At 60.8% G+C, this 22,354-nt stretch carries 24 protein-coding genes and 1 riboswitch; of the genes, 10 read left to right on the plus strand and 14 right to left on the minus strand.

Features of this window, described 5'->3' with window-relative positions; genetic code table 11:
* From JZX88_RS03995 to JZX88_RS04015, 5 genes are all read right to left on the minus strand, one after another.
* On the minus strand, positions 1-730 hold a 730-nt coding region (locus tag JZX88_RS03995), incomplete at its 3' end, for an SDR family oxidoreductase (RefSeq protein WP_206912629.1).
* A gap of 24 nt (positions 731-754) precedes the next feature.
* Positions 755-1,714, minus strand: coding sequence for a sugar-binding transcriptional regulator (locus JZX88_RS04000; protein ID WP_003520399.1), 960 nt, complete (start codon positions 1,712-1,714; stop codon positions 755-757).
* 20 nt (positions 1,715-1,734) lie between these two features.
* The gene (locus tag JZX88_RS04005) at positions 1,735-3,204 is read right to left on the minus strand and encodes an FGGY family carbohydrate kinase (protein ID WP_206913138.1); all 1,470 of its coding nucleotides are present in this window, start codon (positions 3,202-3,204) and stop codon (positions 1,735-1,737) included.
* 116 nt (positions 3,205-3,320) lie between these two features.
* Positions 3,321-4,277, minus strand: a complete 957-nt coding sequence (locus JZX88_RS04010; protein WP_206912631.1) for a transketolase family protein — start codon at positions 4,275-4,277, stop codon at positions 3,321-3,323.
* Positions 4,277-5,086 (minus strand): transketolase, encoded by an 810-nt coding sequence (locus tag JZX88_RS04015; protein WP_078052753.1) that lies wholly within the window; start codon positions 5,084-5,086, stop codon positions 4,277-4,279. The genes JZX88_RS04010 and JZX88_RS04015 overlap by 1 nt, the downstream gene beginning before the upstream one ends.
* A 230-nt stretch (positions 5,087-5,316) precedes the next feature.
* On the opposite strand from JZX88_RS04015, the gene JZX88_RS04020 reads away from it, so the two are divergent.
* The 4 genes from JZX88_RS04020 to JZX88_RS04035 all read left to right on the plus strand — a co-directional run bounded on the left by JZX88_RS04020 (position 5,317) and on the right by JZX88_RS04035 (position 9,758).
* The gene (locus JZX88_RS04020; protein WP_127758017.1) at positions 5,317-6,297 is read left to right on the plus strand and encodes an ABC transporter permease; all 981 of its coding nucleotides are present in this window, start codon (positions 5,317-5,319) and stop codon (positions 6,295-6,297) included.
* Positions 6,298-6,429: 132 nt separating this feature from the next.
* Positions 6,430-7,359, plus strand: a complete 930-nt coding sequence (locus JZX88_RS04025; protein ID WP_065115989.1) for a sugar ABC transporter substrate-binding protein — start codon at positions 6,430-6,432, stop codon at positions 7,357-7,359.
* Between the two features lie 117 nt (positions 7,360-7,476).
* The gene (locus tag JZX88_RS04030; protein ID WP_206912632.1) at positions 7,477-8,955 is read left to right on the plus strand and encodes a sugar ABC transporter ATP-binding protein; all 1,479 of its coding nucleotides are present in this window, start codon (positions 7,477-7,479) and stop codon (positions 8,953-8,955) included.
* A 14-nt stretch (positions 8,956-8,969) separates the two neighbouring features.
* Positions 8,970-9,758 carry an SDR family oxidoreductase gene (locus tag JZX88_RS04035; RefSeq protein ID WP_206912633.1) on the plus strand — a complete coding sequence of 263 codons (789 nt, stop codon included), beginning with the start codon at positions 8,970-8,972 and terminating at the stop codon, positions 9,756-9,758.
* Positions 9,759-10,031: 273 nt separating this feature from the next.
* Here the strand turns inward: JZX88_RS04035 and ribB are convergent, their stop codons facing one another.
* The 4 genes from ribB to JZX88_RS04055 form a co-directional block, all read right to left on the minus strand.
* Complete coding sequence (gene ribB / locus JZX88_RS04040) at positions 10,032-10,673, minus strand: 3,4-dihydroxy-2-butanone-4-phosphate synthase (protein ID WP_080816685.1); 642 nt, start codon at positions 10,671-10,673, stop codon at positions 10,032-10,034.
* A 121-nt stretch (positions 10,674-10,794) separates the two neighbouring features.
* A riboswitch (FMN riboswitch) is annotated at positions 10,795-10,945 on the minus strand.
* Between the two features lie 161 nt (positions 10,946-11,106).
* Entirely contained in the window at positions 11,107-11,814 is a 708-nt protein-coding gene (locus JZX88_RS04045) for a TIGR02281 family clan AA aspartic protease (RefSeq protein ID WP_065115985.1), read from the minus strand.
* The gene (locus JZX88_RS04050) at positions 11,811-12,002 is read right to left on the minus strand and encodes a DUF1289 domain-containing protein (protein WP_206912634.1); all 192 of its coding nucleotides are present in this window, start codon (positions 12,000-12,002) and stop codon (positions 11,811-11,813) included. The genes JZX88_RS04045 and JZX88_RS04050 overlap by 4 nt, the downstream gene beginning before the upstream one ends.
* A gap of 19 nt (positions 12,003-12,021) precedes the next feature.
* Complete coding sequence (locus tag JZX88_RS04055) at positions 12,022-12,807, minus strand: adenosylcobinamide-GDP ribazoletransferase (protein ID WP_210347396.1); 786 nt, start codon at positions 12,805-12,807, stop codon at positions 12,022-12,024.
* A 153-nt stretch (positions 12,808-12,960) separates the two neighbouring features.
* On the opposite strand from JZX88_RS04055, the gene cobT reads away from it, so the two are divergent.
* Positions 12,961-13,995 (plus strand): nicotinate-nucleotide--dimethylbenzimidazole phosphoribosyltransferase, encoded by a 1,035-nt coding sequence (gene cobT, locus JZX88_RS04060; RefSeq protein WP_142856852.1) that lies wholly within the window; start codon positions 12,961-12,963, stop codon positions 13,993-13,995.
* A gap of 8 nt (positions 13,996-14,003) precedes the next feature.
* Positions 14,004-14,408: a diacylglycerol kinase gene (locus tag JZX88_RS04065; RefSeq protein WP_206912637.1), complete on the plus strand. Its 405-nt coding sequence runs from the start codon at positions 14,004-14,006 to the stop codon at positions 14,406-14,408.
* A gap of 12 nt (positions 14,409-14,420) precedes the next feature.
* Here JZX88_RS04065 and pdhS2 read toward each other — a convergent pair whose 3' ends face one another.
* Entirely contained in the window at positions 14,421-15,956 is a 1,536-nt protein-coding gene (gene pdhS2 / locus JZX88_RS04070) for a two-component system sensor histidine kinase PdhS2 (protein WP_110756919.1), read from the minus strand.
* 108 nt (positions 15,957-16,064) lie between these two features.
* On the opposite strand from pdhS2, the gene JZX88_RS04075 reads away from it, so the two are divergent.
* From JZX88_RS04075 to JZX88_RS04090, 4 genes are all read left to right on the plus strand, one after another.
* Positions 16,065-16,658: a thermonuclease family protein gene (locus tag JZX88_RS04075; protein ID WP_065115980.1), complete on the plus strand. Its 594-nt coding sequence runs from the start codon at positions 16,065-16,067 to the stop codon at positions 16,656-16,658.
* Positions 16,651-17,304 (plus strand): uracil-DNA glycosylase family protein, encoded by a 654-nt coding sequence (locus JZX88_RS04080; RefSeq protein ID WP_206912639.1) that lies wholly within the window; start codon positions 16,651-16,653, stop codon positions 17,302-17,304. Before JZX88_RS04075 ends, JZX88_RS04080 begins: the two co-directional genes overlap by 8 nt.
* A gap of 70 nt (positions 17,305-17,374) precedes the next feature.
* The gene (locus JZX88_RS04085; protein WP_065115978.1) at positions 17,375-17,863 is read left to right on the plus strand and encodes an Lrp/AsnC family transcriptional regulator; all 489 of its coding nucleotides are present in this window, start codon (positions 17,375-17,377) and stop codon (positions 17,861-17,863) included.
* A 287-nt stretch (positions 17,864-18,150) separates the two neighbouring features.
* Positions 18,151-19,116, plus strand: a complete 966-nt coding sequence (locus JZX88_RS04090) for an aliphatic sulfonate ABC transporter substrate-binding protein (RefSeq protein WP_206912640.1) — start codon at positions 18,151-18,153, stop codon at positions 19,114-19,116.
* Between the two features lie 165 nt (positions 19,117-19,281).
* Here JZX88_RS04090 and JZX88_RS04095 read toward each other — a convergent pair whose 3' ends face one another.
* The 4 genes from JZX88_RS04095 to JZX88_RS04110 all read right to left on the minus strand — a co-directional run bounded on the left by JZX88_RS04095 (position 19,282) and on the right by JZX88_RS04110 (position 22,258).
* Entirely contained in the window at positions 19,282-20,106 is an 825-nt protein-coding gene (locus tag JZX88_RS04095) for a class I SAM-dependent methyltransferase (protein ID WP_206912642.1), read from the minus strand.
* A gap of 85 nt (positions 20,107-20,191) precedes the next feature.
* The gene (locus JZX88_RS04100; RefSeq protein WP_065116240.1) at positions 20,192-20,458 is read right to left on the minus strand and encodes an usg protein; all 267 of its coding nucleotides are present in this window, start codon (positions 20,456-20,458) and stop codon (positions 20,192-20,194) included.
* 169 nt (positions 20,459-20,627) lie between these two features.
* Positions 20,628-21,458 carry an ABC transporter permease gene (locus tag JZX88_RS04105; protein ID WP_065115975.1) on the minus strand — a complete coding sequence of 277 codons (831 nt, stop codon included), beginning with the start codon at positions 21,456-21,458 and terminating at the stop codon, positions 20,628-20,630.
* Complete coding sequence (locus tag JZX88_RS04110) at positions 21,455-22,258, minus strand: ABC transporter permease (protein WP_174029683.1); 804 nt, start codon at positions 22,256-22,258, stop codon at positions 21,455-21,457. The genes JZX88_RS04105 and JZX88_RS04110 overlap by 4 nt, the downstream gene beginning before the upstream one ends.
* Between the last annotated feature and the right edge of the window lie 96 nt (positions 22,259-22,354).

The raw sequence follows: 22,354 nt of genomic DNA on the forward strand, positions 1-22,354 counted from the left end.
CATCCTCGGAGGCCAGAAACGCCACCAGTGCGGCCACTTCGGCGGGCGTTCCAGCGCGGCGCATGGGGATGTTGCGTACCCATTCGGCCATTAGTTCGCCCGGCTTGTAATCGCCCAGCATCTGGCCCCAGACGCGGTCGTTATAGTCCCACATTTCGGTGTGGATGATGCCCGGGCAAATGGCGTTGACGGTGATGCCCTCAGGCGCCAGTTCCTTGGCAAGGCTTTGCGTCAGGCCGATAACGCCGAATTTCGAGGCGGCATAATGCGGGGTATAGATGAAGCCCTGCCGCGCCTGGCCGGAAGCGGTGTTGACGAGACGACCTTTGATGCCGCTTTCGCGGAAGCGGCGGATCGCCTCCTGGCAGCAGAGGAACGCGCCCTTGGTATTGACGTCGAGATTGAAATCCCACTGTTCCTGCGTCAGTTCCTCGATCTTGGAAATGGTGATGACGCCGGCATTCTGGACGGAGATGGACAGCGGGCCGATCGCTTCTTCGGCGGCACCATAGGCCTCGCGCACCGCTGCCGCATCACGCACATCGAGGATGACGCCGTGTGTGACGGCGCCGGTTTCGTCCGCCAGTTTTCTGGCGGCGTCATGGGTGTCCCTGTCGACAGAGGCGATGGCGACTTTCGCGCCTTCCTCGGCAAAACGGCGAGCTATGCCGTATCCGATGCCCTTATTGCCTCCGGTCACGAATACGGATTGACCTTCAAAGCGCCTCATGTCTCCTCCTTTATGGGATTTTGGCTATGTTTCCTTGCCGACCAGTCGTTCGGCGGTGAATTTATCGGTGACGAGCACGTCGATCACACCGGTTCTGAGTGCGCCTGCAATCGCCTCGGTCTTTTTCGAGCCGCCGGCCAGCGCAATGACGCGGTCGACATTGGAGAGGTTTTCCAGCGGCAGGCCGATGACCCGGTCGTCGAGCGGCGTCTTCACCGGCTTGCCTTGCCTGTCGAAGAAGCGCAGCGAGATGTCGCCCACCGCACCCGCCTGCGCGAGATCGGCCAGTTCCTTGGCGGAAAAGATGTTGCCGGAACGGGCGAGAAGCTCCGATGGTTCGACGGCGCCGACGCCGACGATGGCGAGCGTGATCGACCCGAAAAGATCGATGGTTTCGCGCACGAAGGGATCGGCGAGCATCAAGAGCTTGGCTTCGCGCGAGGTGGCGACGCCCGGCACCGGCAGCAGTTTCGGTTCGGCCTCCGTCAGCCGCGCCAGCCGGGTGGTGATCTGGGTGGCATGCGTCTGCACGGAAGGATCGCCCATGCCGCCCAGCGTCTGGACGATATAACGCGCCTTGGCACCTTTAAGCGGGTGGATGTTTTCCACCATCTTGAAGATCGTCTGGCTCCAGCTGGAAACGCCGATGATCTCGTTCTGCGACAGCGTCACCTCGAGGAAATGGGCCGCTGCCTCGCCGATGCGGGCCATGATCGCGCCGTCGCGATCCTCGCTGCAATCGACAACGATGGCTTCCGGCAGGTCGAAACGTTCGCGCAGCTGCGCTTCCAGATCGCTATAGGTGCCGGGCGGCGGAATGATGCTGGTGCGGACGATGCCTTCCGCCTCGGCACGCTTCAACATGCGCGAGACGGTGGCCTGCGACAGGTTGAGATGCTGCGCAATTTCCGCCTGCCTTTTGTGCTCGCTGAAATACATCTGCGCCACGCGGGATATCATTCGAAGTTCGTTTAGCCTGCCCATAAGCCCTCCAGGGTGAATTTTTATTCACCATTACCCGAGGTTACAGGCAAGGTCGAGCGGGCAATCGCATCGCGCCAGACGCTGGGCCGCTGGCTGTTTTCGCTCGCGGACGGCGCGATGGTGTTGCCGTTGCTGTTCAACGCCGCGATGGCATCGAGATCGCTCCAGACACCGAGGGCGAGGCCGGCGAGATAGGCGGCACCCAGTGCCGAGGCTTCCGGCGCGTCGCGTTGGATGACGGGGTGTTGCAGCATGTCGGCAACGCATTGCATCAGGAAACGGTTCTGGCTCGGGCCGCCATCCACGAACAGGCGTCCAAAGCTCGAAGGCGACTGCGCGCGCATGGCGGCGAAGACGTCATGGACCTGAAAGGCAATCGAGTCAGTGACGGCGCGGGCCATCTGGGCACGCGTGGTGCTGAAATTGATCTGCGAGAACAATGCACGTGCATTGGTATCCCAATGGGGCGCACCGAGGCCAACGAAGGCCGGCACGAAACCGGGGCCGTTTGGCTCGGCAGTGGCGGCGAGTTCCACCAGCGCGGCGACATCCGGCAGGCCGAGAATCTCCGTCATCCAGGGCAGGGAGGCTGCCGAAACGAGAATATTGCCTTCAAAGGCAAAGGTCGGCTTGCCGCCGAGCCGCCATGCGACCGTGGTGGTGATGCCGCGTTCGGGCGCGATGAAATGCGGCAGCGTCGTCATCACAGATGAGCCGGTGCCGAAAGTGACCTTGCCGTCGCCGGGGTTGAAGGCGCCGTGGCCGAAGAGGGCTGCGTGGCTGTCGCCGATGGCGGCGAGGATCGGTGTGCCGTCCTTGATACCGGGAACGCCTGATGTGGTGCCGAAATCGCCGCTGCTGTCGCGCAGATCAGGCAGGGTGTTGATATCGATGCCAAAGAGCTCACAAAGCTCCTCGCTCCACACCTGCCGGTTTAGATCGAGCACCTGGCTGCGGGCGGCGTTGGAGGCGTCGCATGCATGGACTTTACCGCCGGTGAAGCAATGGATGAGCCAGCTATCGATGGTGCCGACACGGAGCCTGCGCCCCTTCGGCGCGCACTCCAGCAGCCAGCGCATTTTTGCGCCGGGAAACATTGGGTCGATCGGCAGGCCGGTCAGCGCCATGACGCGCTCGGAATGGCCTTTCTCGATCAGCTCAGCACAGTCTTGCGCCGTTCTTCGGCACTGCCAGCTGAGCACCGGGCCGAGCGGCTCGCCGGTTTCGCCATCCCAGATGGTGACGGATTCGCGCTGGTTGGAAATGGCGATGGCCGCGACATCGATGTCAGAGGGGGCGGCGGCGAGGCAGGCGGAGATCGCTTCACGGACCGAGGCCCAGATGCGGTTCGGATCCTGCTCCACCCAACCGGGCTGCGGATAGGCGATGCCGACGGGAGATGAGCCGCGCGCCAGCAGCTCTCCGCTTTCCGAGACGAGTATGGCCTTGGAATTGGTGGTGCCCTGATCGATGGACAGAATGGCGCGCATCATGGGAGTCTTTCGTCGGCAGTTTTTCGTTTCGGCCTTGCGGCGATTAAACGACGATATTGCAGAAAGGGTGTCGCCGCGCATCCGAAGACACGCGACGACTCTGGGAGGAGACTTTATTTTCTCTTGATCAGCGCTTCGGCCGCATCCGCAATGGCGGCCGGCGCCATGCCGAATTCATCCAGCAGCCATTCGGCGGAACCGGTGTGGGCGAAGACGCCGGGAACGCCGAGACGTTTCATCGGCACCGGGGCCTGCTCGACCACGACTTCGGCAATGGCCGAACCAAGGCCGCCGAAGATCGAATGTTCTTCAGCCGTCAGGATCGCGCCGGTTTCCTTCGCAGCGGCGACGATCGCCACCTCATCGATGGGGCGCACAGTCGCCATGTTCAGCACACGCGCCTTGACGCCACGGCTGGCCAGAATATCGGCGGCCTTGACGATGCGGTGGGTCAGCGTGCCATTGGCGATCAGAGTCAGGTCGGAACCTTCACGCAGCAGGTTGGCGCGGCCGAGTTCGAAGACATGGCCTTCCGGCAGCAGATCAGGCACGCCGACGCGTGACAGGCGCAGGAAGCAGGGGCCGGCATAGTCCGCCGCCCATTTGACGGCGGCGGCCGTTTCGATACGGTCGCAGGGAGCGATGACCGGCAGGTTCGGCAGAACGCGGGTCCAGGCGAAATCTTCGATGGAATGATGCGTCGGGCCGAGTTCGCCATAGGCCATGCCCGAGGATATGCCGATCAGCTTCACATTGGCGTTGGAATAAGCAAGGTCGGCCTTGATCTGCTCCAGCGCGCGGCCGGTGAGGAAGCAGGATGCGCCGCAGACGAAGGGCAATTGGCCGCCATTGGCAAGGCCCGCGCCAACGCCGACCATATTCTGTTCGGCAATGCCGACATTGACGAGACGCTCGGGGAATTTCGACTTGAAGCCGCCGAGCTTCGAGGAGCCGACCGAATCGTTGCAGACGGCGACGACCCTGTCATTGCCGGCGGCCAGCGCTTCCAGCGTTTCGGCGAAGGCGTCGCGGCAGTCATAAAGCTTGGCGGCGGTTACGGGCGCGTTCATTACAATGTCTCCGAAAGTTCTTTGACGGCGATTTCATATTGTTCCCTGCTCGGAACCTTATGGTGCCAGTCAACGCGGTCCTGCATGAAGGAAATGCCGTGACCCTTGTTGGTGTGGGCGACGATGCAATGCGGGCGGTCGCCGCGATGCTCCAGCGCCGGCACGACTTCCGCCATGGCGTTGCCGTTGATTTCGCTGACTTCCCAGCCGAAAGCCTCGAGCTTCGGGCGAAGCGGCGCGACATCGTTGGTTTCCGAAAGCGCCGCACCCTGCTGGAAGCGGTTGTGATCGACGATCAGCGTCAGATTGTTGAGGCCGAATTGCGCGGCGGACATGATGGCTTCCCAGTTGGAGCCTTCCTGCATCTCGCCGTCGCCGGTCATGACATAGGTGTGGTAGTCCGCGCCGGAAAGCTTGGCCGCCTTGGCCATGCCGACGGCAACAGGCAGTCCGTGACCGAGCGGGCCGGTGTTGGTTTCCACACCCGGCACCTTGTTACAGTTCGGATGGCCGTTGAGGCGCGAATTCGGCTGCAGGAAGGTCGAGATTTCCTCTTCCGGGATGAAACCGCGCTTGGCCAGCGTCACATAAAGCGCGCAGGCCGTATGGCCCTTGGAAAGCACGAAGCGGTCGCGGGCAGGGTTCTTCGGATCATCCGGCCAGATGCGCAGGACGCGGAAGTAAAGGGCCGTCATGATGTCGATAGCCGACATTTCGCCGCCGACATGGCCAGCACCCGCTTCAAAAACAGCCTGTACGTCGCGAAGGCGAATCTGGCGCGCAATGCGCTCTAGCTCCTGGGACTGCATGGGATCCTCTTCAAAACATGCGTGTGAATATTTATGCATCTATTTATATAATTGCAGAGATGGCGTTTCTGTCAAGATGGAATTGCGGATTGTTTATCGTCCGGCGGTATCGGCATTGCCGTCAAAGCCCTATTGACAAGCTTCTCTCAACTGGCTTATGCATGTTTCGCCGACGATGAATAATTATTCTAATCGGTTTAAAAAATGCAAGACAGTCATCGGGAGGAGCCATGTCCGCGCTTGAACGCAATGAGGGGGTCACGCACACCAGGAGCCCGCTTGCCTGGCTGAGTGGTGCGACCGGACCGCTTTTGGGCCTGCTGCTGCTGTGTGTCTTTTTGACTTTCGCCAGCGAGAACTTCCTGTCGCTCCGAAACGGGCTCAACATTCTCGACCAGATCACCGTGCTCGGCATCATGGCCGTCGGCATGACCTTCGTGATCCTGCTTGGCGGCATCGATCTGTCCGTCGGCTCGGTGCTGGCGCTGTCGATGATGATCATGGGCTGGACGGCCAATGTCGCGGGCATGCCGATGGGCATGGCCATCGTGCTGGCGCTTGTCGCCTCTGCCGCCTGCGGCCTCGTGGTCGGTATTCTGGTGACGGCCTTCCGGGTGCCTGCTTTCATTGCCACGCTGGCGATGATGTCGGTGGCGCGCGGTCTCGCCAATATGATCACCGATGGACAGCAGATCGTCGGTTTTCCCGACTGGTTCATGATGCTGGCGATTGAGCGCCATTTCGGCGTGTTGACCGCAACCGTGCTGCTGATGCTGGTCGTGGTGCTTGTTACCTGGATTTTCCTGCGTTTCCGCTCCGAAGGCCGCACGGTTTATGCTGTTGGCGGCAACCCGGAAGTGGCGCGTCTTGCCGGCATCAACGTGCCGCTGGTGACGATCTGCGTTTATGTCGCCTGTGCGGTTCTGGCCGGTCTGGCCGGCATCGTTCTTGCAGCACGTCTCGACTCGGTGCAGCCCTCCAGCGGCTTCGGTTACGAGCTGGATACGATTGCGGCTGTCGTCATCGGCGGAACCTCGCTTTCGGGCGGTGCGGGCGGCATTGGCGGAACACTTATCGGCGTGCTGATCATCGGCGTGCTGCGCAATGGCCTCAATCTGCTCAACGTTTCTCCCTTTTTGCAGCAGGTCATCATCGGTGTGGTCATCGTGCTGGCCGTGGGCGCTGAAACCTTGCGTCGCCGCAGAAGCTGAATTTGCCTGCGGATGGCGAAGAGCCGTCCGCGCAATAAACGACCCTCCCGGCATGGGAGGCGTGAAAAACGGCCGGAGGGGAGGAGGTTCGATCTGCCCGAAGGTCAACAATCAACAAATGGAGGAATAATCATGAAATTTTCACGCATTCTGCTGACATCCGCCGCCCTTCTCGCCATGTCGCTCGGCCAGGCCAATGCCGCCGAAGTCAAGAAGATCGGCCTTGCCGTCGCCAATCTTCAGGCGAACTTCTTCAACCAGATCAAGCAGGCCGTTGAAGCCGAAGCCAAGACGCGCGGCATTGCCGTCGTCACCGTTGACGCCAAGGGCGATGGCCCGACGCAGGTGAACCAGATCCAGGATCTGTTGACCCAGAATATCGATGCGCTGATCTACATTCCGGCCGGTGCCGCCGCCGCGACCGTTCCGGTAAAGCTTGCCAAGGCTGCCGGCGTTCCGGTCATCAACATCGACCGCAATGCCGATGGCGCGCCGGGCGATACCTTCCTTGCCACCGATTCCGTCGCCTCCGCCAAGGCGGTTTGCGATTACATCATCAAGCAGGCCGGTGGTTCGGGCAAGATGGTCATCATCCATGGCCAGAAGGGCACGACACCGGAGGTGGACCGCACCAAGGGCTGCATGGAATCGGTAAACGCCAATTCCGGCGTGAAGATCGTCGCCGAACAGTGGTCCAACATGTGGAGCCAGGATGAAGGCTTCCAGATCATGCAGAACATGCTGCAGGCCAATCCGGATGTTTCAATCGTCTTTGCACAGGCCGACGGTCTGGCGCTCGGCGCGGCGCAGGCGATCAAGGTTGCCAACCCTTCGCAGAAGATCGTCGTTGGCGGCTTCGATGGTGATACGGCAGCCCTTGAGGCGCTGAAGAACGGCGTGTTCGACGTGACCGCGACGCAGCAGACCCAGAAGATGGGCCGCATGGCTGTCGAAATGGCCGTCAAGATCGTCGGCGGTGAGAAGGTTCCGGCCGTGCAGCTCTCCGATGCGACGCTGACGACAAAGGAAAATGTCGAGGGCTTCATCGCCAACCATCCCTGATCCTGCTGCCCCGCGCGACCCATGGGATGCGCGGGGCATTCACTGGTTTGTCTTTAGATTATTTCGGACGCAAGGCTTGGGCATTCCCGCTGCTTATGTGTCCTGGGAGGTCCCGTCATGCGCGAGCCGGTTCTTTCGCTCCGTGGCATCAGCAAACGTTATGGTCCGCTTGAGGTTCTGAAAGCCGTCGATCTCGATGTCTATCCGGGCGAAGTGGTGGCGTTGCTGGGTGAAAACGGCGCGGGCAAATCCACGCTGTCAGGTATCATCGCCGGTTCGCGTGAGCCGTCCGAAGGTAAAATGACATGGCTTGGACAGCCTTACGCGCCTGCATCGCCGCGCGAGGCGATCGACAAGGGCATCGTGCTCATCCATCAGGAGCTGAAGCTTTTGCCGGAGCTTTCCATCGCTGAAAATGTCTTCATCGGCCGCTGGCTGATGAAGAACGGCGTTATCGACCGCGCCGAGATGGTGCGCAGAGCCCAGCAGCAGCTGGCGCGCCTCAATCTCCACATTCCCGCCACCCGCAAGGTGGCCGGTCTTTCGACAGCCAACCAGCAGCTGATCGAAATCGCCAAGGCGCTGGCGCTGGATGCGAAACTTCTGATCCTCGATGAGCCGACGGCGGCGCTTGGCGGCGCGGAAACGCAGGCACTGTTCGAGCAGGTGCGCAAGCTGCGCGCCGAGGGCGTCGGCATCATCTATATTTCCCACCGCATGGAAGAGATCAAACAGATCACCGACCGCATCGTCGTGTTGCGCGATGGCGAGCGGGTGCATGAATTTGCCGATAGCGCGACGCCGGTGCGTACCATCGTCGAAAGCATGGTCGGCCGCTCGCTGGAGCGCCTGTTCCCGGCGTTACCGGAACCGCAGGACAAGGTGGTGCTGGAGGTCAAGGGGCTGACCGGCGCGACCGATGCCTTCCGCGACATCAGCTTCGGCGTTCGCGCCGGTGAAATCCTTGGTATCGCCGGTCTTATCGGCGCGGGACGCACCGAACTGGTGCGGGCGATTTCCGGTGCCGACCCGACGAGTGCGGGAGAGGTGCTGCTGGATGGCAAGGTGCTGACGCTGAAAAGCCCGGCGGACGCGATAGAGAAGGGCATCGTCATGGTGCCGGAAGACCGCAAATTGCAGGGGCTGGTGGTGGAGCACGAGATCGGTGAAAACCTGATCTATGCCAATCTCGACCGCGTCGGCACCGGCTGGATCACGCCGCGCATCAAGCGCGCCTTTACCAGGGAAGCCATCGCCAAATTCGGGGTGAAGGGCCGCAGCGAACAGCCGGCGTCCGATCTTTCCGGTGGCAACCAGCAGAAGGTGGTCATTGCCAAATGGCTTGCCCGCAATCCGCGCGTGGTGGTGCTGGACGAGCCGACCCGCGGCATCGATGTCGGCGCACGCGCGGGCATTTACGATATCATCGTCGGATTGGCGAAAAGCGGCGTGGCCGTCATCGTCGTCAGTTCCGATCTCGAGGAAGTGCTGGGCGTATCGAACCGCATCCTCGTGCTCGCGCAGGGAAAACAGGCCGGCATCCTCAACCGTGACGAAGCAAACGACGTTTCGGTCATGGAACTGGCTACCATCTGAAGAAGGAAATACCGATGTCCACCATCACGCTCAACGCGCCGAAACTGTTCGATCTTTCCGGCCAGGTGGCACTTGTCACCGGTGCCGGCTCCGGTATCGGCCAGCGCATCGCCATGGGGCTTGCTCAGTCCGGCGCCAATGTCGCGCTGCTTGATCGCCGCACCGATGACGGTCTGGCGCAGACGGCTGATTTTATTGCAAAGGCCGGGCGCAAGTCGATCCAGATTGCAGCTGACGTCACCAGCAAGCAGGCATTGACTGAAGCGGTTGCGCGTACTGAGGCCGAGCTTGGTACGCTTTCACTTGCCGTCAATGCGGCTGGTATCGCCAATGCCAATCCGGCCGAGGAGATGGAGGAAAGCCAGTTCCAGACGATGATGGACATCAACCTGAAGGGCGTTTTCCTCTCCTGCCAGGCGGAAGCCAGTGCCATGCTGAAGAACGGCCGTGGTGCAATCGTCAACATCGCCTCCATGTCTGGCGTCATCGTCAATCGGGGTCTGATGCAGTGCCATTACAACGCCTCGAAGGCCGGCGTCATCCACATGTCGAAATCCATGGCGATGGAGTGGGTGGGGCGCGGCATTCGCGTCAACACCATCTCGCCGGGTTACACGGCAACGCCGATGAATACGCGGCCGGAAATGGTGCACCAGACCAAGTTGTTCGAAGAGCAGACGCCGATGCAGCGCATGGCAGGCGTGGATGAGATGGTCGGTCCGGCGATCTTCCTGCTGTCAGATGCGGCGAGCTTCGTGACGGGCGTGGATCTGCTGGTGGATGGCGGTTTCTGCTGCTGGTAGGGTTTTGGCGCGTTAGCGCTGAGATGGATGATAGGGCGCGCCAGACCTATGGGTCAGGTTGACGCGGCTTTTTCCCTCCGTCACCCTGGACTTGATCCGGGGTCCAGTGCGATCAAGTCTTTGATCGCTAAAGACTCTTCTCACGGCGCAGACGCGCCGTGGCTGGATGCCGGATCAAGTCCGGCATGACGGAAGAGGAGAAGCCAGACGGTTTCACAAGCATCACGCCCGGCTTGCGCCGGGCGTTTTTGTATTCACACCACAAGCAGCAGCTCACGCAACCTGCTTCTGCACCACGTCCTCGACAACCTCGCCCTTGAGGTAAGCAACGAGGTCCTTGATCGTCACGACGAGCAGGCCGTGGCGTTCGGCGAAGACTTCGAGCTGGGGCAGGCGGGCCATGGTGCCGTCGTCATTGGCCACTTCGCAGATGGTGCCGGACGGGAATTTCCCGGCAAGGCGGCAAAGGTCCACGGCGGCTTCCGTGTGGCCGGTGCGGCCGAGAACGCCCTGCGGATTGGCGCGCAGCGGGAAGATATGGCCGGGACGGGCGAAGTCTTCCGGGCGCGAACCCTCCGACACCAGCGCACGCACTGTCTCTGCCCGGTCGGCGGCGGAAATGCCTGTCGTGGTGCCCGGAATATAGTCCACCGAGACGGTGAAGGCCGTCTTGAGGGATTCGGTGTTACGCGACACCATCAGCGGAATGTCGAGCGCATCCAGGCGCTCACCGGGCATGGCGACGCAGACCAGCCCGCGCGCATGGTTCATCATGAAAGCGATCTGTTGCGGCGTGATGCTGTCGGAAGCGGCGATGATATCGCCTTCGTTTTCGCGGTCTTCATCGTCAACCACAATCACCATCTCGCCACGGGAAATGGCGTCGATCGCGTCTTCAATTTTAGCAATGGTCATTCTATTTCAAGCCTTTCAAGGGGTTATGCCGTTTTGCGGCATTTTCGCGCTTCAAGAAGCGCCAAATATCCCTTGGGCGAACAATGCAATGCGAAGCCCGCTCACGCGCGGGCGTCTTATGCCTTGTCCTCTTCCATCCGGACTATACCGTCGGCTCCGGCCTCTCACCGGATCTGCTGACCTTCCGGCTTTGGAGACCGGAAGCGCTCGCGGGCTCCGGGACAAGTCCCGATACCGCCGGTGGGGAATTGCACCCCGCCCTGAGAACAGCACCAACATAAATTATCAAATGGGAAGGAATCAAGGGGGCAACGCTCTGCGACGACCGGTCGGCGTGAAAAGAACATCCCGGTTGCGCCCGGAATGGGGTATTTCCTTTCCGGCGCCGGTGAGCAGTGCGAGAGTGCCACGGCAGGGTCCTGATCCCTGGGGTCTATCGATCCCGCAACCGCAATTCGTCCGTCTGCATCTGCAGCGAACCGAGCGTCGACAGGAAGCTCATGCCGAGCAGGCTCTGGCCCAATTGGCCGTCCTGGGCGACAAGGGCGGGGATGTTGCGGCGCACGATTGGGCCTATGCCGATTTCCGACAGGGTGACTGGCGCTGCCGCCGTGCGGCCGTTTGCGGTCATGACCGGTACGGTATAACGCAGGCCTGTCGTGTCGATGCCGATTGCGGCCGCATCCGCGTTGGCGAGCACCACCGAGCTTGCGCCGGTATCGACCAGCATGTGGATCGTTTTGCCTTCGACGCTCACATTTGCCTCGAAATGGCCGCTCATCGATTTATGCAGCACGATTTCCTGTTCGCCGCCAGCCGTCGTCACCACCACGGCGCGGCCGGGCATCAGGCCGCCGAGCAGCCTGTCGCCGAAGGATTGCAGGTCGTAGCGATAGAGATAGAGCGAGACGAGGCCGAGGATGATGACGAGCCAGACGGCGAGCTGGCGGATGACGGTGCCGAAGCTGCCGCGTCTTCCCGCCAGAATGCCTGCGGACAGGAGGCCGGCGATGGGCAGAAGATAAAGAACGTGGGCGAACTGGTCATTATCGATACCGAGTGTGCGGCCACCATCGTGATTGATGAGAAGCAGGCCGAGGCCCACGGCGAGGACAAGGAGAACGATGGTCAGCCTGTTCATGCGGTATGCGTCTCCTTGGCGGTCTTTCTCAAATTTTCCAGTCTTTGCGGCAGCGCCTGCATGAGCGCGCGGCGCTTCTCGTCGCTATAGCCTGCCCAGCCGCCGATTTCATCCAGCGTGCGGCCGCAGCCGATACAGAGGCTGTTGGTCGCATCGAGGCGGCAGATATGGATGCAGGGTGTTTCCATGATGATCTATATCAGGCCGTTACGCCGCAAGGGCAAGGGCGACGAGAGTAACGATCTCCGTGATCTGCTGGCAGGCGCCGATGGTGTCGCCGGTGTGGCCACCGATCTTCCTGTCGCACAGCCGGCCGAACAGAACCGTCGCCAGAATGGCTGCCGCGAGCACAAGTGCAATCGACAGAAGAGGCAAAGCGTGCAGCGTGAAGAGGATGAAGACCAGTAGCCCGATCGCCAGGGCAATATTGCGCTCGGTTTCGCCGGGCTGGCCGGCGCCGGCGGCAATGCCGGAGGTTTTGGCGGCGGGCAGGGTCTGCCAGTGCCACACCATCAGCGCACGGCTCAGGACAAGTGCGGCGATAACGCCGGCGGCGGCAGTTTTTGCGGGAAGTGTCTCGATCAGCGATGCGAGTGCGGTGGCGCGCAGCGCAAAGGACAGCACCATGGCGATGGTGCCATAGCTGCCGATGCGGCTGTCCTTCATGATCTCCAGCGTGCGTGCCTTGTCCTTGCCTGCGCCGAAACCATCGGCCATATCGGCCAGTCCATCCTCATGCAGCGCACCCGTCAAAAGCGCCGTGAGGGCGATGGCGAGCCAGCCGGTGAGTTGCGGCGAGGCATCGAAGGAGGCGAAAATCACCACCAGAAAAGCCGCGGGCAGGGCGATCAGCAGGCCGGCGGCGGGAAAGGCGCGGGCGGTGCGGCGCATCGACACGCCATCGGCATCCTTGAAAAACCGTGAAGGGACGGGCAGGCGGCTGAGAAAGGCAACGGAATGCATGACATCTGTTATAAAATCCCCGGCCTTCATGCTCTCTCCGTTGCAGTCGCTGCATTTCCGGTTGTTCCGCGGCGCATCCGCGATTATGAGAGGCGCAACAAAGACCGATTTGCCGGAAAACACAAGTTTCCGGACGCATGAGCCGATGCGAAAGCCAACCCGGCTATGAAAGAGACCGACACCATGAGCATGAGCGGATTGCCCTTCGACGATTTTCGCGCGCTGTTGCGTGAGCTTCCCGGCCCGGATACGCATGCGCTGGTGGCGGCCAAGGAGCGTAATGCGCAGCTGACCAAGCCTGCCGGTTCGCTCGGCCGCCTTGAGGAAATCGCCATGTGGCTGGCTGCGTGGTCCGGCCGTTCGCCCGCCGTCACCCGTCCGCTGGTGGCGATTTTTGCCGGCAATCATGGTGTCACCCGTCATGGTGTTACGCCCTATCCGACTTCCGTGACCCAGCAGATGGTGGAGAATTTCGCGGCCGGTGGGGCGGCGATCAACCAGATCTGCGTCGCCAATGATCTCGGCCTGAAGATATTCGATCTGGCGCTTGATTATCCAACTGGCGACATAACCTGCGAGCCGGCGCTTTCGGAGCGCGACTGTGCGGCGACCATGGCCTTCGGCATGGAAGCGATTGCCGGTGGAACCGATCTTCTCTGCGTCGGTGAAATGGGCATTGGCAACACCACGATTGCGGCGGCGATCAATCTGGCGCTTTACGGCGGCACGGCGGAAGAATGGACCGGTCCCGGCACCGGTTCGGAAGGCGAGGTCATGGCCCGCAAGATCGCGGCGGTGAAGGCCGCTGTCGAGTTCCACAAGGACCACCTGTCCGATCCGCTGGAAATCATGCGCCGCCTTGGCGGACGCGAGATTGCGGCAATTGCCGGTGCTATCCTCGCGGCGCGCGTGCAGCGTATTCCCGTGCTGATCGACGGTTATGTGGCAACCGCCGCTGCGGCTCTCCTGAAAGCCGCCAATCCTTCGGCGCTCGATCATTGCCTGATCGGCCATGTCTCGGGTGAGCCCGGTCATCTGGCCGCTGTCGAAAAGCTTGGCAAGACGCCGCTTCTGGCACTTGGCATGCGGCTGGGCGAGGGTACCGGGGCAGCGCTTGCCGCCGGCATCGTCAAGGCTGCGGCCGCCTGCCATTCCGGCATGGCAACTTTTGAAGCGGCGGGTGTGGACACCCGCATCAGCCAACGCACCGATCATTGAGGCCGAAGATGGACGCGATGCCGGAAAAGAAGCAGAACGAGCCCGCCTTTCGCAAGGAAAAAGGCTGGCGGCATCTTTTCGCCGCTGCCCGCTATTCGGTGCAGGGGCTTGGCCGACTGTGGCAGGAAGCGGCGTTCCGGCATGAGGTTCTGGCTTTCGGCGTCGGGCTTGGCCTGCTTCTCATCGTCGCTGCGCCCTTTGTGCATCTTCTCGTCTTCACTGTGCTGATGTTGCTGCTGTTTGCGGTCGAGGCGCTCAATACCGCGATCGAGGAGCTGGTGGACCGCATTTCGCCGGAAATTTCCTCGGTCGGGCGACATGCCAAGGACCTCGGCTCTTTCGCCGTGTTCTGCCTGTTGATGGCGAACGGATTTTTCGTGCTTTATTCGCTGGTAACGACGCTGTTCTTCTGAGGCTTTGAGCCCTTATGCGAAGGACCGGCGGCGCGGCTGGATCGCGTGGGTTTCCTCCACGGCCGGCAGGCTCTGCAACACACGTTTTGCCGGCAGGATGGCGATGCCTTCGGTGCCTTCGCGCAGCTTCGATTTCAGGATGAACTGGCCGTCATGTTTGGCGAGAATGGCCTGAACGATGGGCAGGCCAAGCCCGGTTCCCTGTTCGGCGCTCTTGATGGCGATCGATCCCTGACCGAAGGCCGACAGCACCACGGGAATTTCGTCTTCGGGAATGCCGGGACCGTTATCCTTGATCGACACATATTGTCCGCCGCCCGCCGTCCAGCCGGCTTTCACAAGGATTTCACCGCCCTGCGGCGTGAATTTGACGGCATTTGAGAGAAGGTTGAGAATGACCTGGCGGATCGATTTTTCGTCAGCCCAGACCTGCGGCAGGCTGTTTTCGAACTGCTGGGCAATCCTGATATTCTTGGCGCGGGCGCGAAGCTGGATCATGCCGATGCAATCCTCGGCGATTTCCAGCATCGAGATCGCTTCTTCGTTCAGGTCGTAACGGCCGGCCTCGATGCGCGAAAGGTCGAGGATTTCGTTGATGAGATCGAGCAGATGCTGGCCGGAGCGGTGGATATCGCCGGAATATTCCTTGTAGAGCGGATTGTTGAGCGGGCCGAGCACCTCCGACGACATGACCTCGGAGAAACCGAGAATGGCGTTGAGCGGCGTGCGCAGCTCGTGCGACATGGAGGCGAGAAAGCGTGATTTGGCCAGATTGGCCTCTTCCGCCCGCCGCCGCGCCTCGTCCGAAACCGAGTTGGCGACTTCGAGTTCGGCGATCAGGTCGTCCTTTTCCGTCTGGGAGGACAGGAGCTTGATACTGGTCTGGTAAAGCCGGCTGGTGATGCGATGACAGAAGAGGATCGCCATGCCGAACATCAGCGCCAGACCGACATCGAAGGGGTCACGCGAAAAGGCGGAGGTGACGCAGAGCGCTGCCAGCACCGGCAGAAAGGTCATGAATGTCGCCCGGCGCAGCATGAAATTGGCCATGGCGGTGAGCGAAAGTGCGATCAGCAGCGTCGCACCCTTGAAGAAAAGCACGAGCGTCGGGTCGTTGCGGGCCGGTTCCGCCAGTGCGAACATGGCCCAGGCGCAGCCGATGAGGATCTGCATGCCAAGGAAGAGGTTTTTCCAGTGCTGGAGATTTTCGGCCGTGATGTCCTGCTTTGCGGCCCGTTTGGCCAGCACCAGCGACATGGCGTGGAAGCTTAGCGCGATCAGCGACCAGATGATCAGCCCTATGTCACGGGTGATATAGAGACCGATGATGGAGGCAAGTACAATGAAGAGCGGCATGATCATCGCGCCCTGAAGGGCTTCGGCGATGTGCATGGTCAGCATTTCGCGTTCATAGGCGTCGCTTGCGCCCGCACCTTGCTGCAGGCGTTCCCGCGTCGTCTTCACCGTGTCGAAAACCGCCTTGTTGCGATGTTTCTTCGACCGGTCGACGATGATCTTGTCGGTGGACGTGCTGACGCTTTTACTCATTGTTACAACGCGGGGTGACATGAACGCTTGCAGGCTACGCGTAAAATCTTAAGAAGATGCTGCCGTGAAAGGATTTGTTTGCCATTTCTGACAAGGGTTTGTTGTTACATGGGACGAAACGGAGGCAGGCGCAGGGGTTTTTCCGGGTTCCGCGACGGCGGGCTTTTCCTTGCTGCGGTTTTCCTGGGCATCCTCATTGCCGCCAAGCTCGACCAGATCAATAGCGAGACTTATGATGGCCGCTTCTTTGTGATCGACGGCGATACGCTGTCAAAGGGCGAGGACAGATTCCGCCTGCTCGGCATTGATGCGCCGGAACTGTCGCAGACATGCCTGCGGGGGGCCGAAACCTGGCCCTGCGGGCAGGAAGCCCGCCAGGTTCTGCAACGGCTGGTCGCGTCCGGGAATTTCTCCTGTTCCGGCAGTTCGAGGGACCGCTACGGTCGGCTGCTCGTTTATTGTTCCGCCGGGGGCAGGGATGTTTCGGCCGAAATGGTGTCGTCAGGCTTTGCCGTTGCCTCGGGTTATTTCCAGTTTTCCGCGGAACAGGCGGCGGCGCGGCGGGAAGCGCGCGGCATATGGGCGGGAGAGTTCGAGAAGCCTTCCGAATGGCGGCGTGAGCACCGCGCGGCGGATATCGAAACACCGGCGGCGGGCTTCCTGACCATCATCCGCCATCTTCTGGGATGGTCGCATGGCTGAGGCGGATCGATCCATGCCGGCTTCCGATGATGGGCTGGACGCGCTGCGGGGCGAGATTGCCCGCTGTCGCATCTGTCGCGACATGCCGTTCAGGGGAATGGCCGACCGATTGCCGCATGAACCGCGGCCCGTGGTCATCCTGTCGGGAAAGGCCCGCATCCTGATTGCCGGTCAGGCGCCGGGGCTGCGCGTTCATGAAACCGGATTGCCCTTCAACGACGCTTCCGGCGACAGGCTGCGGCAATGGCTGAATGTCGACCGGGAGACGTTTTACGATCCGAACCGTTTCGCCATCGTGCCCATGGGGTTCTGTTTTCCCGGTTATGACGACAAGGGCAGCGATCTGCCGCCACGGCGCGAATGTGCGCCTTCATGGCGTGAGCGGGTGATGGCGGCGATGCCGCAGGTGGAGCTTATCCTTGCCGTCGGCCAATATGCGCAGGCGTTTCACCTGGGCGAAAGGCGGCGCGGGACCATGACCGCGACCGTGCAGGACTGGCGCAGCTATCTGCATGCCAATTCCGGCCCCGGCATTTTTCCCCTGCCGCATCCAAGCTGGCGCAATACCGGCTGGCTGAAAAAGAACCCGTGGTTCACGCAGGAGCTGCTTCCGGTTCTGCGACAACATGTGGAAATGCGGCTTTAGTGAAACAATTTTCTGTTTTTTTGTGAAAATTAGTGTATTGAAAGGAAATTAATTCAGGAGGATAGACGCATTGGATCGCCTTGACCGTAAGATTTTGCGCATTCTGCAAGAGGATTCCACGCTGGCTGTCGCTGATCTGGCGAAAAAGGTCGGCCTTTCCACCACGCCCTGTTGGCGGCGTATCCAGAAGATGGAGGAGGACGGCGTCATCCGCCGGCGCGTGGCGTTGCTTGATCCGGGCAAGGTCAACACCAAGGTCACGGTTTTCGTCTCCATCCGCACCGCCTCCCATTCCATCGAGTGGCTGAAGCGTTTCTCCGAGGTGGTTTCCGAATTTCCGGAAGTCGTCGAATTTTACCGCATGAGTGGTGATGTCGATTATCTGCTGCGCGTCGTCGTGCCTGACATTGCGGCCTATGACGCTTTCTACAAGCGGATGATCGCCAAGATCGAAATTCGCGATGTGTCCTCCGCCTTCGCGATGGAGCAGATCAAATATACGACGGAACTGCCACTCGATTACATGCTGCTGGATAATCCGAAGTCCGGCGAGGAGTGATCCCCGCCCCATCATGCCTTTGAGCAATGCCCTTTCCGCTGCCGGGGAGGGCATTTTTCGTTTGCGGCCGAGGTTGTGCGAGCACACAGGCCCGCCACCTGCTTCCCGCCGTGGCGGGCGCGGTCAGGGCGGTTTCATGCGGCGCGACAATCTTATTCCGCCAGCAGGGGTAAATTTGCATATCCAGTTCTCTTCGCGTCGCCTTCGCGCAAAGCGGGATTTTGATAAAATCTCTCGAATATCTACGCTTTTGACGTCGAAACATGGCAACAGCGAGGGATATCCATATGCTCACACGACGCGGAACATTGGGACTGATTGCGGGGGCGGCGGGCGCGGTATTTTTACCGCATATAAGGCGGGCAGGTGCTGCGACAACCATATTGCGGATCGGCTGGCAGAAGAATGGCGTGATCGCGCTCGCAAAAAGCCAGGGTGCGCTCGAAGCGCTCCTCAAGGATCGAGGCATCGAGGTCAAATGGTCGGAGTTTTCTTCCGGTCCGCCGCTTCTCGAGGCGCTGGGCGCCGGCGCGCTGGACATCGGTCCGACCGGCGATGTGCCGCCGCTTTTTGCGCAGGCGGCCGGTGGCAATCTGCGTTATGTCGGCACCTACAAGGCGGCGGCCGGCGGATCGGCAATCCTCGTGCAGAAGGATTCACCGCTGAAAACGCTGGAGGATTTGAAGGGCAGGAAGGTCGCCTTCAAGCGCGGTTCCAGCGCCCATAATGTCACCGTCAAGGCGCTGCGAAAGGCGGGGCTGACGTTGAACGACATCACGCCCGTCGATCTTGCCCCACCGGATGCGGCGGCCGCCTTCCGCAGCGGTAGTATCGATGCCTGGTCGATCTGGGATCCCTATTTCGCCGTGGCGGAAAAGGAGCCGACGACGCGGGTTCTTTCGACCGCCGAAGGCATCGTCGATCCCTGGAGCTATTTCCTTGCCAATGGCGATTTCGTGGAGGCCAATCCGGATCTCGTGCCACTGATCCTCAAGGAACTGGCGAATGTCGGGGCGAGGGCGCAGTCGACTGTTGACGATACCGCGAAATCACTGGCGGCCATCACCGGCGTTCCGGAAGATGTCACCAAGGTCTCGCTGACGCGCCCCGGAGCCGATCTCGGGCGGGTCTCGCTGGTTCAGGATGAGGCCATCGCCTATCAGCAGGCGCTTGCCGATGAGTTTTACGATCTAAAGATCGTGCCGAAGAAACTCAACGTGGCGGATATCGTCTGGCGGCCGAAGGCGAGTTGAGCGGGCGGGAAAGATGAGTCTCTTCAACCTGCTGGCGGGTGTTGCTGAGAGGTTGATTCAGCAATGTTCCTTAAACGCAGGGCGAGCATGTCCCGCTTGTTTCTTCTCCCCGGCGGGGAGAAGAAAACTGCCGAAACGTCGAGGGCACAAGCCTCCTATGTCGCATCAGCCCTTGAGCTTGGCAATCACCAGGTGGCCGGGTGTCGGATTGCCGTCCTGCATGCGCACATTGATGTCGGTCACTTCGAGAACCTCGAAACCGGTCGCGGCCAGTCTTTCGCGAACATAGGTTTCTGCATGGGCGAAACGCTGATGCGGGCCGACCATGTATGGGCGTCCGACCATGGTCGCTTCGGGCAGGGTTTCCGATGAGAAGATCAGCAGGCCGCCGGCATTGAGGTTTTCGGCGGCGCCGAAAAACAGCGGTTCCAGCGCGCCGAGATAAGGCAGCACATCGGTTGCGGTGATGATGTCGAAGGGTTCGTCGTCATTGTCCTCGAGAAAATCCTCGGCTTCGGCGACGTAGAGCGTTTCGTAGAGGTCCTTCTCATGGGCGATCTCGACCATGTTTTCGGAAATATCGATGCCGGTGATATCGTCGGCCATGTCGCGCAGCGCTTCGCCGGTGAGGCCGGTGCCGCAGCCGAGATCGAGTAGGCGCTTGAAGGGACCGAGTTTCAGCGTCTGCAACCGCTGGCGCACCATCATCGGCACGGCATAACCGAGCTGTTCGACAAGGATATCCTCGAAGGCTTCGGCGTGCTGGTCGAACAGGGTTTCGACATAGGCGTCCGGCGCTTTCGGCGGGGTCTCGCCGCGGCCCATGGCGGCGATGCGCACGGCCGCGCCGCCGTGATCGTCCGGATCGATGGCCAGAACCTCTTCATAGGCCTTCACCGCCGCGTCCACATCGCCGGCTTTTTCAAGCGCGAGCGCGCGGTTATAGGCCTCGGCAAGCGCCTCTTCGTCGATTTTCTGGTTCTTCGTCATCGTGCCTTATCCGGTCAGCGTCTTCAGTTGAGGTTTGCTGTAAGCCGCATCGGGGACGGGCGCAATGTTTATGTGGCGTGGCAGCTCAGTGGATGATGAACTCCCCTTTGAGCGCGCGCCATTCCTGCGCCGAGATGACCTGCCGGTGCACGTAGCGGACGGAGTGCAAAGGACCGTCCAGCTTTTCCTGCCAGAATTTGAGGAAGCCGTGCATTTCGGGGAAGTCCGGGGCCAGATCGTAGTCCTGCCAGACATAGGTCTGCAGAACCAGCGGGTGGTCCGGCAGGTGATAGAATATCTGGGCGGTGGTGAGGCCGTAGCCTCTCAGCATCATTTCCATGTCCTTGTTCATGACGGCGGTTCCCGTTTCCATGACTGCCGATCACAGCATTGCCGCTGTATCTGAGATGGGAACACGGCAGGGTTAATCCAACCTTGCCAAAGTCATGGATGCGTCACAAATTTGTTATATTTTTCAAATTGTTGGCAGCCTTCGTTGATGAGTGCTGCCAGCTTTTTGATTAACGCTTGAGGTGGCGTGTCAGGCGGGCTTCCAGCCATGCCCAGACATGCCGCAGCGTTTCGACGATCGTCAGGTAGAAGATCGCGGCCCAGAGATAGGCCTGATAGTCGAATGTGCGGGAAAAGGCGTAGCGGGTCTGGCCCATCAGGTCGAAGACCGTGACGATGGAGACCACCGCCGAACCCTTGATCATCAGGATGATCTCGTTGCCATAGGGGCGCAGCGCGACGATCAGCGCCTGCGGCAGGATGACCTTGCGGAAGGTGATGAATTTCGAAATGCCGAGCGAGGCGGCGCCCTCATGCTGGCCGAGCGGCACGCTGCGGATCGCGCCGCGCAGGATTTCGGCCTGATAGGCGGCGGTGTTGAGGGTCAGCGACAGGAGGCCGCAATACCAGGCTTCACGGAAGAACCACCACAGACCCACGGCTTCCAGTTGCGGGCGGAAGCTGCCGAGGCCGTAATAGATCAGGAAAAGCTGAGCCAGAAGCGGCGTGCTGCGGAAGACGTAGACATAGGCATAGGCCAGCGCGCCGAGGACGCGATTTTGCGACATGCGGGCAAAGGCGATCGGCACCGAAAGAATGGCGCCGAGAATGATCGAACTGCCGACCAGCGTGATGGTGGTGATGAGGCCGTCTATATAACGTGGGCCGTAACGTTCGAATTTCGCCCAGTCCCAGCCTTCGATCATGGCGAAGATCAACCCGGCGGCGAGCAATAGCCAGAGCGTGATGACGGCGATGCCGACGATGCGCGATATGTTGAGCGGCTTGTCGGCAATGGCCGGTGCCGGGCGCGGCGGAAGAAGTTCCTTGATATGGCTCATCGGCGTGCCTCCGACTTGCGCGACCAGCGATCGATGAAGCCGATCCCGATGGAGGAGAGAAGTGCGAGGATGAGATAGAGCAGGCAGGCGATGCCGTAGAAGAAGAAGGCTTCCTTGCTGACGCGGGCGGCGATGCCGGTCTGGCGGACGATATCGGCAAGGCCGATGATCGAGACGTAGGAGGTGTCCTTCAGCAGGATGACCCAGAGGTTTGTCATGCCGGGCAGGGCGATCCTGACCAGTTGCGGGATGATGATGAGCACCATGGTGCGGCCGCGCGACAGGCCAAGCGCATGGCCCGCCTCATATTGTCCCTTGGGTATGGCCTTGAAGGCGGAGAGCAGCACTTCGGAGGCATAGGATGAAAACACCACCGATAGCGCGACCATGCCGGCCACGAAGGCGTTGATCTCGACCGGACCGGTAATGCCGACATACCCTGCGGCCGACTGCAGCAGCATCTGGATGCCGTAATAGACGATGAAAAGTGTCAGCAGTTCCGGCAGGCCGCGGAAGATGGTGGTGTAGATGCCGGCCGCCAGCCGCAGCGACTTTTCCTGCGATTGCGCAGCGAGCGCGATGAGGAAGCCGATCAGAAGCCCGACAGGCAATGTCGCAAGCGCCAGCGAGATCGTGACCTTGACGCCGAAGGCGATTTCATCGCCCCAGCCCGCATCGCCACACGCAACAAGGGTGCCGTTTCCGAAAAGCGAGAAGAGACCGACCGGACCGCAGAAGGGGTCGAGAATTGTCGAGACATAGGTCCAGAACGCACCTATGGCGGAAAATGCTCCGCTCATGCCAGTTTTCCCCCGCGGTCTTAAGCCGCCGTGATTGTTATGGTGACGTTTTCAAACAAAAATGGCGGAAGGGCAAGCCTTCCGCCACCAGATTTC

Origin of the sequence: Agrobacterium sp. OT33 (assembly GCF_017313365.1) — a bacterium.
Lineage (GTDB): Bacteria > Pseudomonadota > Alphaproteobacteria > Rhizobiales > Rhizobiaceae > Agrobacterium > Agrobacterium rhizogenes_A.

What these genes read in the sequence shown, in the direction of transcription:
- JZX88_RS04055 (WP_210347396.1), bottom strand. Translation starts at nt 12,807, where the DNA reads ATGAAGGCCGGGGATTTTATAACAGATGTCATGCATTCCGTTGCCTTT.
- JZX88_RS04095 (WP_206912642.1), bottom strand. Translation starts at nt 20,106, where the DNA reads ATGACGAAGAACCAGAAAATCGACGAAGAGGCGCTTGCCGAGGCCTAT.
- JZX88_RS04025 (WP_065115989.1), top strand. Translation starts at nt 6,430, where the DNA reads ATGAAATTTTCACGCATTCTGCTGACATCCGCCGCCCTTCTCGCCATG.
- JZX88_RS04090 (WP_206912640.1), top strand. Translation starts at nt 18,151, where the DNA reads ATGCTCACACGACGCGGAACATTGGGACTGATTGCGGGGGCGGCGGGC.
- JZX88_RS04100 (WP_065116240.1), bottom strand. Translation starts at nt 20,458, where the DNA reads ATGAACAAGGACATGGAAATGATGCTGAGAGGCTACGGCCTCACCACC.
- JZX88_RS04065 (WP_206912637.1), top strand. Translation starts at nt 14,004, where the DNA reads ATGGACGCGATGCCGGAAAAGAAGCAGAACGAGCCCGCCTTTCGCAAG.
- JZX88_RS04110 (WP_174029683.1), bottom strand. Translation starts at nt 22,258, where the DNA reads ATGAGCGGAGCATTTTCCGCCATAGGTGCGTTCTGGACCTATGTCTCG.
- JZX88_RS04075 (WP_065115980.1), top strand. Translation starts at nt 16,065, where the DNA reads ATGGGACGAAACGGAGGCAGGCGCAGGGGTTTTTCCGGGTTCCGCGAC.
- JZX88_RS04045 (WP_065115985.1), bottom strand. Translation starts at nt 11,814, where the DNA reads ATGAACAGGCTGACCATCGTTCTCCTTGTCCTCGCCGTGGGCCTCGGC.
- cobT (WP_142856852.1), top strand. Translation starts at nt 12,961, where the DNA reads ATGAGCATGAGCGGATTGCCCTTCGACGATTTTCGCGCGCTGTTGCGT.
- pdhS2 (WP_110756919.1), bottom strand. Translation starts at nt 15,956, where the DNA reads ATGAGTAAAAGCGTCAGCACGTCCACCGACAAGATCATCGTCGACCGG.
- JZX88_RS04010 (WP_206912631.1), bottom strand. Translation starts at nt 4,277, where the DNA reads ATGAACGCGCCCGTAACCGCCGCCAAGCTTTATGACTGCCGCGACGCC.
- JZX88_RS04035 (WP_206912633.1), top strand. Translation starts at nt 8,970, where the DNA reads ATGTCCACCATCACGCTCAACGCGCCGAAACTGTTCGATCTTTCCGGC.
- JZX88_RS04080 (WP_206912639.1), top strand. Translation starts at nt 16,651, where the DNA reads ATGGCTGAGGCGGATCGATCCATGCCGGCTTCCGATGATGGGCTGGAC.
- JZX88_RS04050 (WP_206912634.1), bottom strand. Translation starts at nt 12,002, where the DNA reads ATGGAAACACCCTGCATCCATATCTGCCGCCTCGATGCGACCAACAGC.
- JZX88_RS04020 (WP_127758017.1), top strand. Translation starts at nt 5,317, where the DNA reads ATGTCCGCGCTTGAACGCAATGAGGGGGTCACGCACACCAGGAGCCCG.
- ribB (WP_080816685.1), bottom strand. Translation starts at nt 10,673, where the DNA reads ATGACCATTGCTAAAATTGAAGACGCGATCGACGCCATTTCCCGTGGC.
- JZX88_RS04000 (WP_003520399.1), bottom strand. Translation starts at nt 1,714, where the DNA reads ATGGGCAGGCTAAACGAACTTCGAATGATATCCCGCGTGGCGCAGATG.
- JZX88_RS04005 (WP_206913138.1), bottom strand. Translation starts at nt 3,204, where the DNA reads ATGCGCGCCATTCTGTCCATCGATCAGGGCACCACCAATTCCAAGGCC.
- JZX88_RS04015 (WP_078052753.1), bottom strand. Translation starts at nt 5,086, where the DNA reads ATGCAGTCCCAGGAGCTAGAGCGCATTGCGCGCCAGATTCGCCTTCGC.
- JZX88_RS04030 (WP_206912632.1), top strand. Translation starts at nt 7,477, where the DNA reads ATGCGCGAGCCGGTTCTTTCGCTCCGTGGCATCAGCAAACGTTATGGT.
- JZX88_RS04105 (WP_065115975.1), bottom strand. Translation starts at nt 21,458, where the DNA reads ATGAGCCATATCAAGGAACTTCTTCCGCCGCGCCCGGCACCGGCCATT.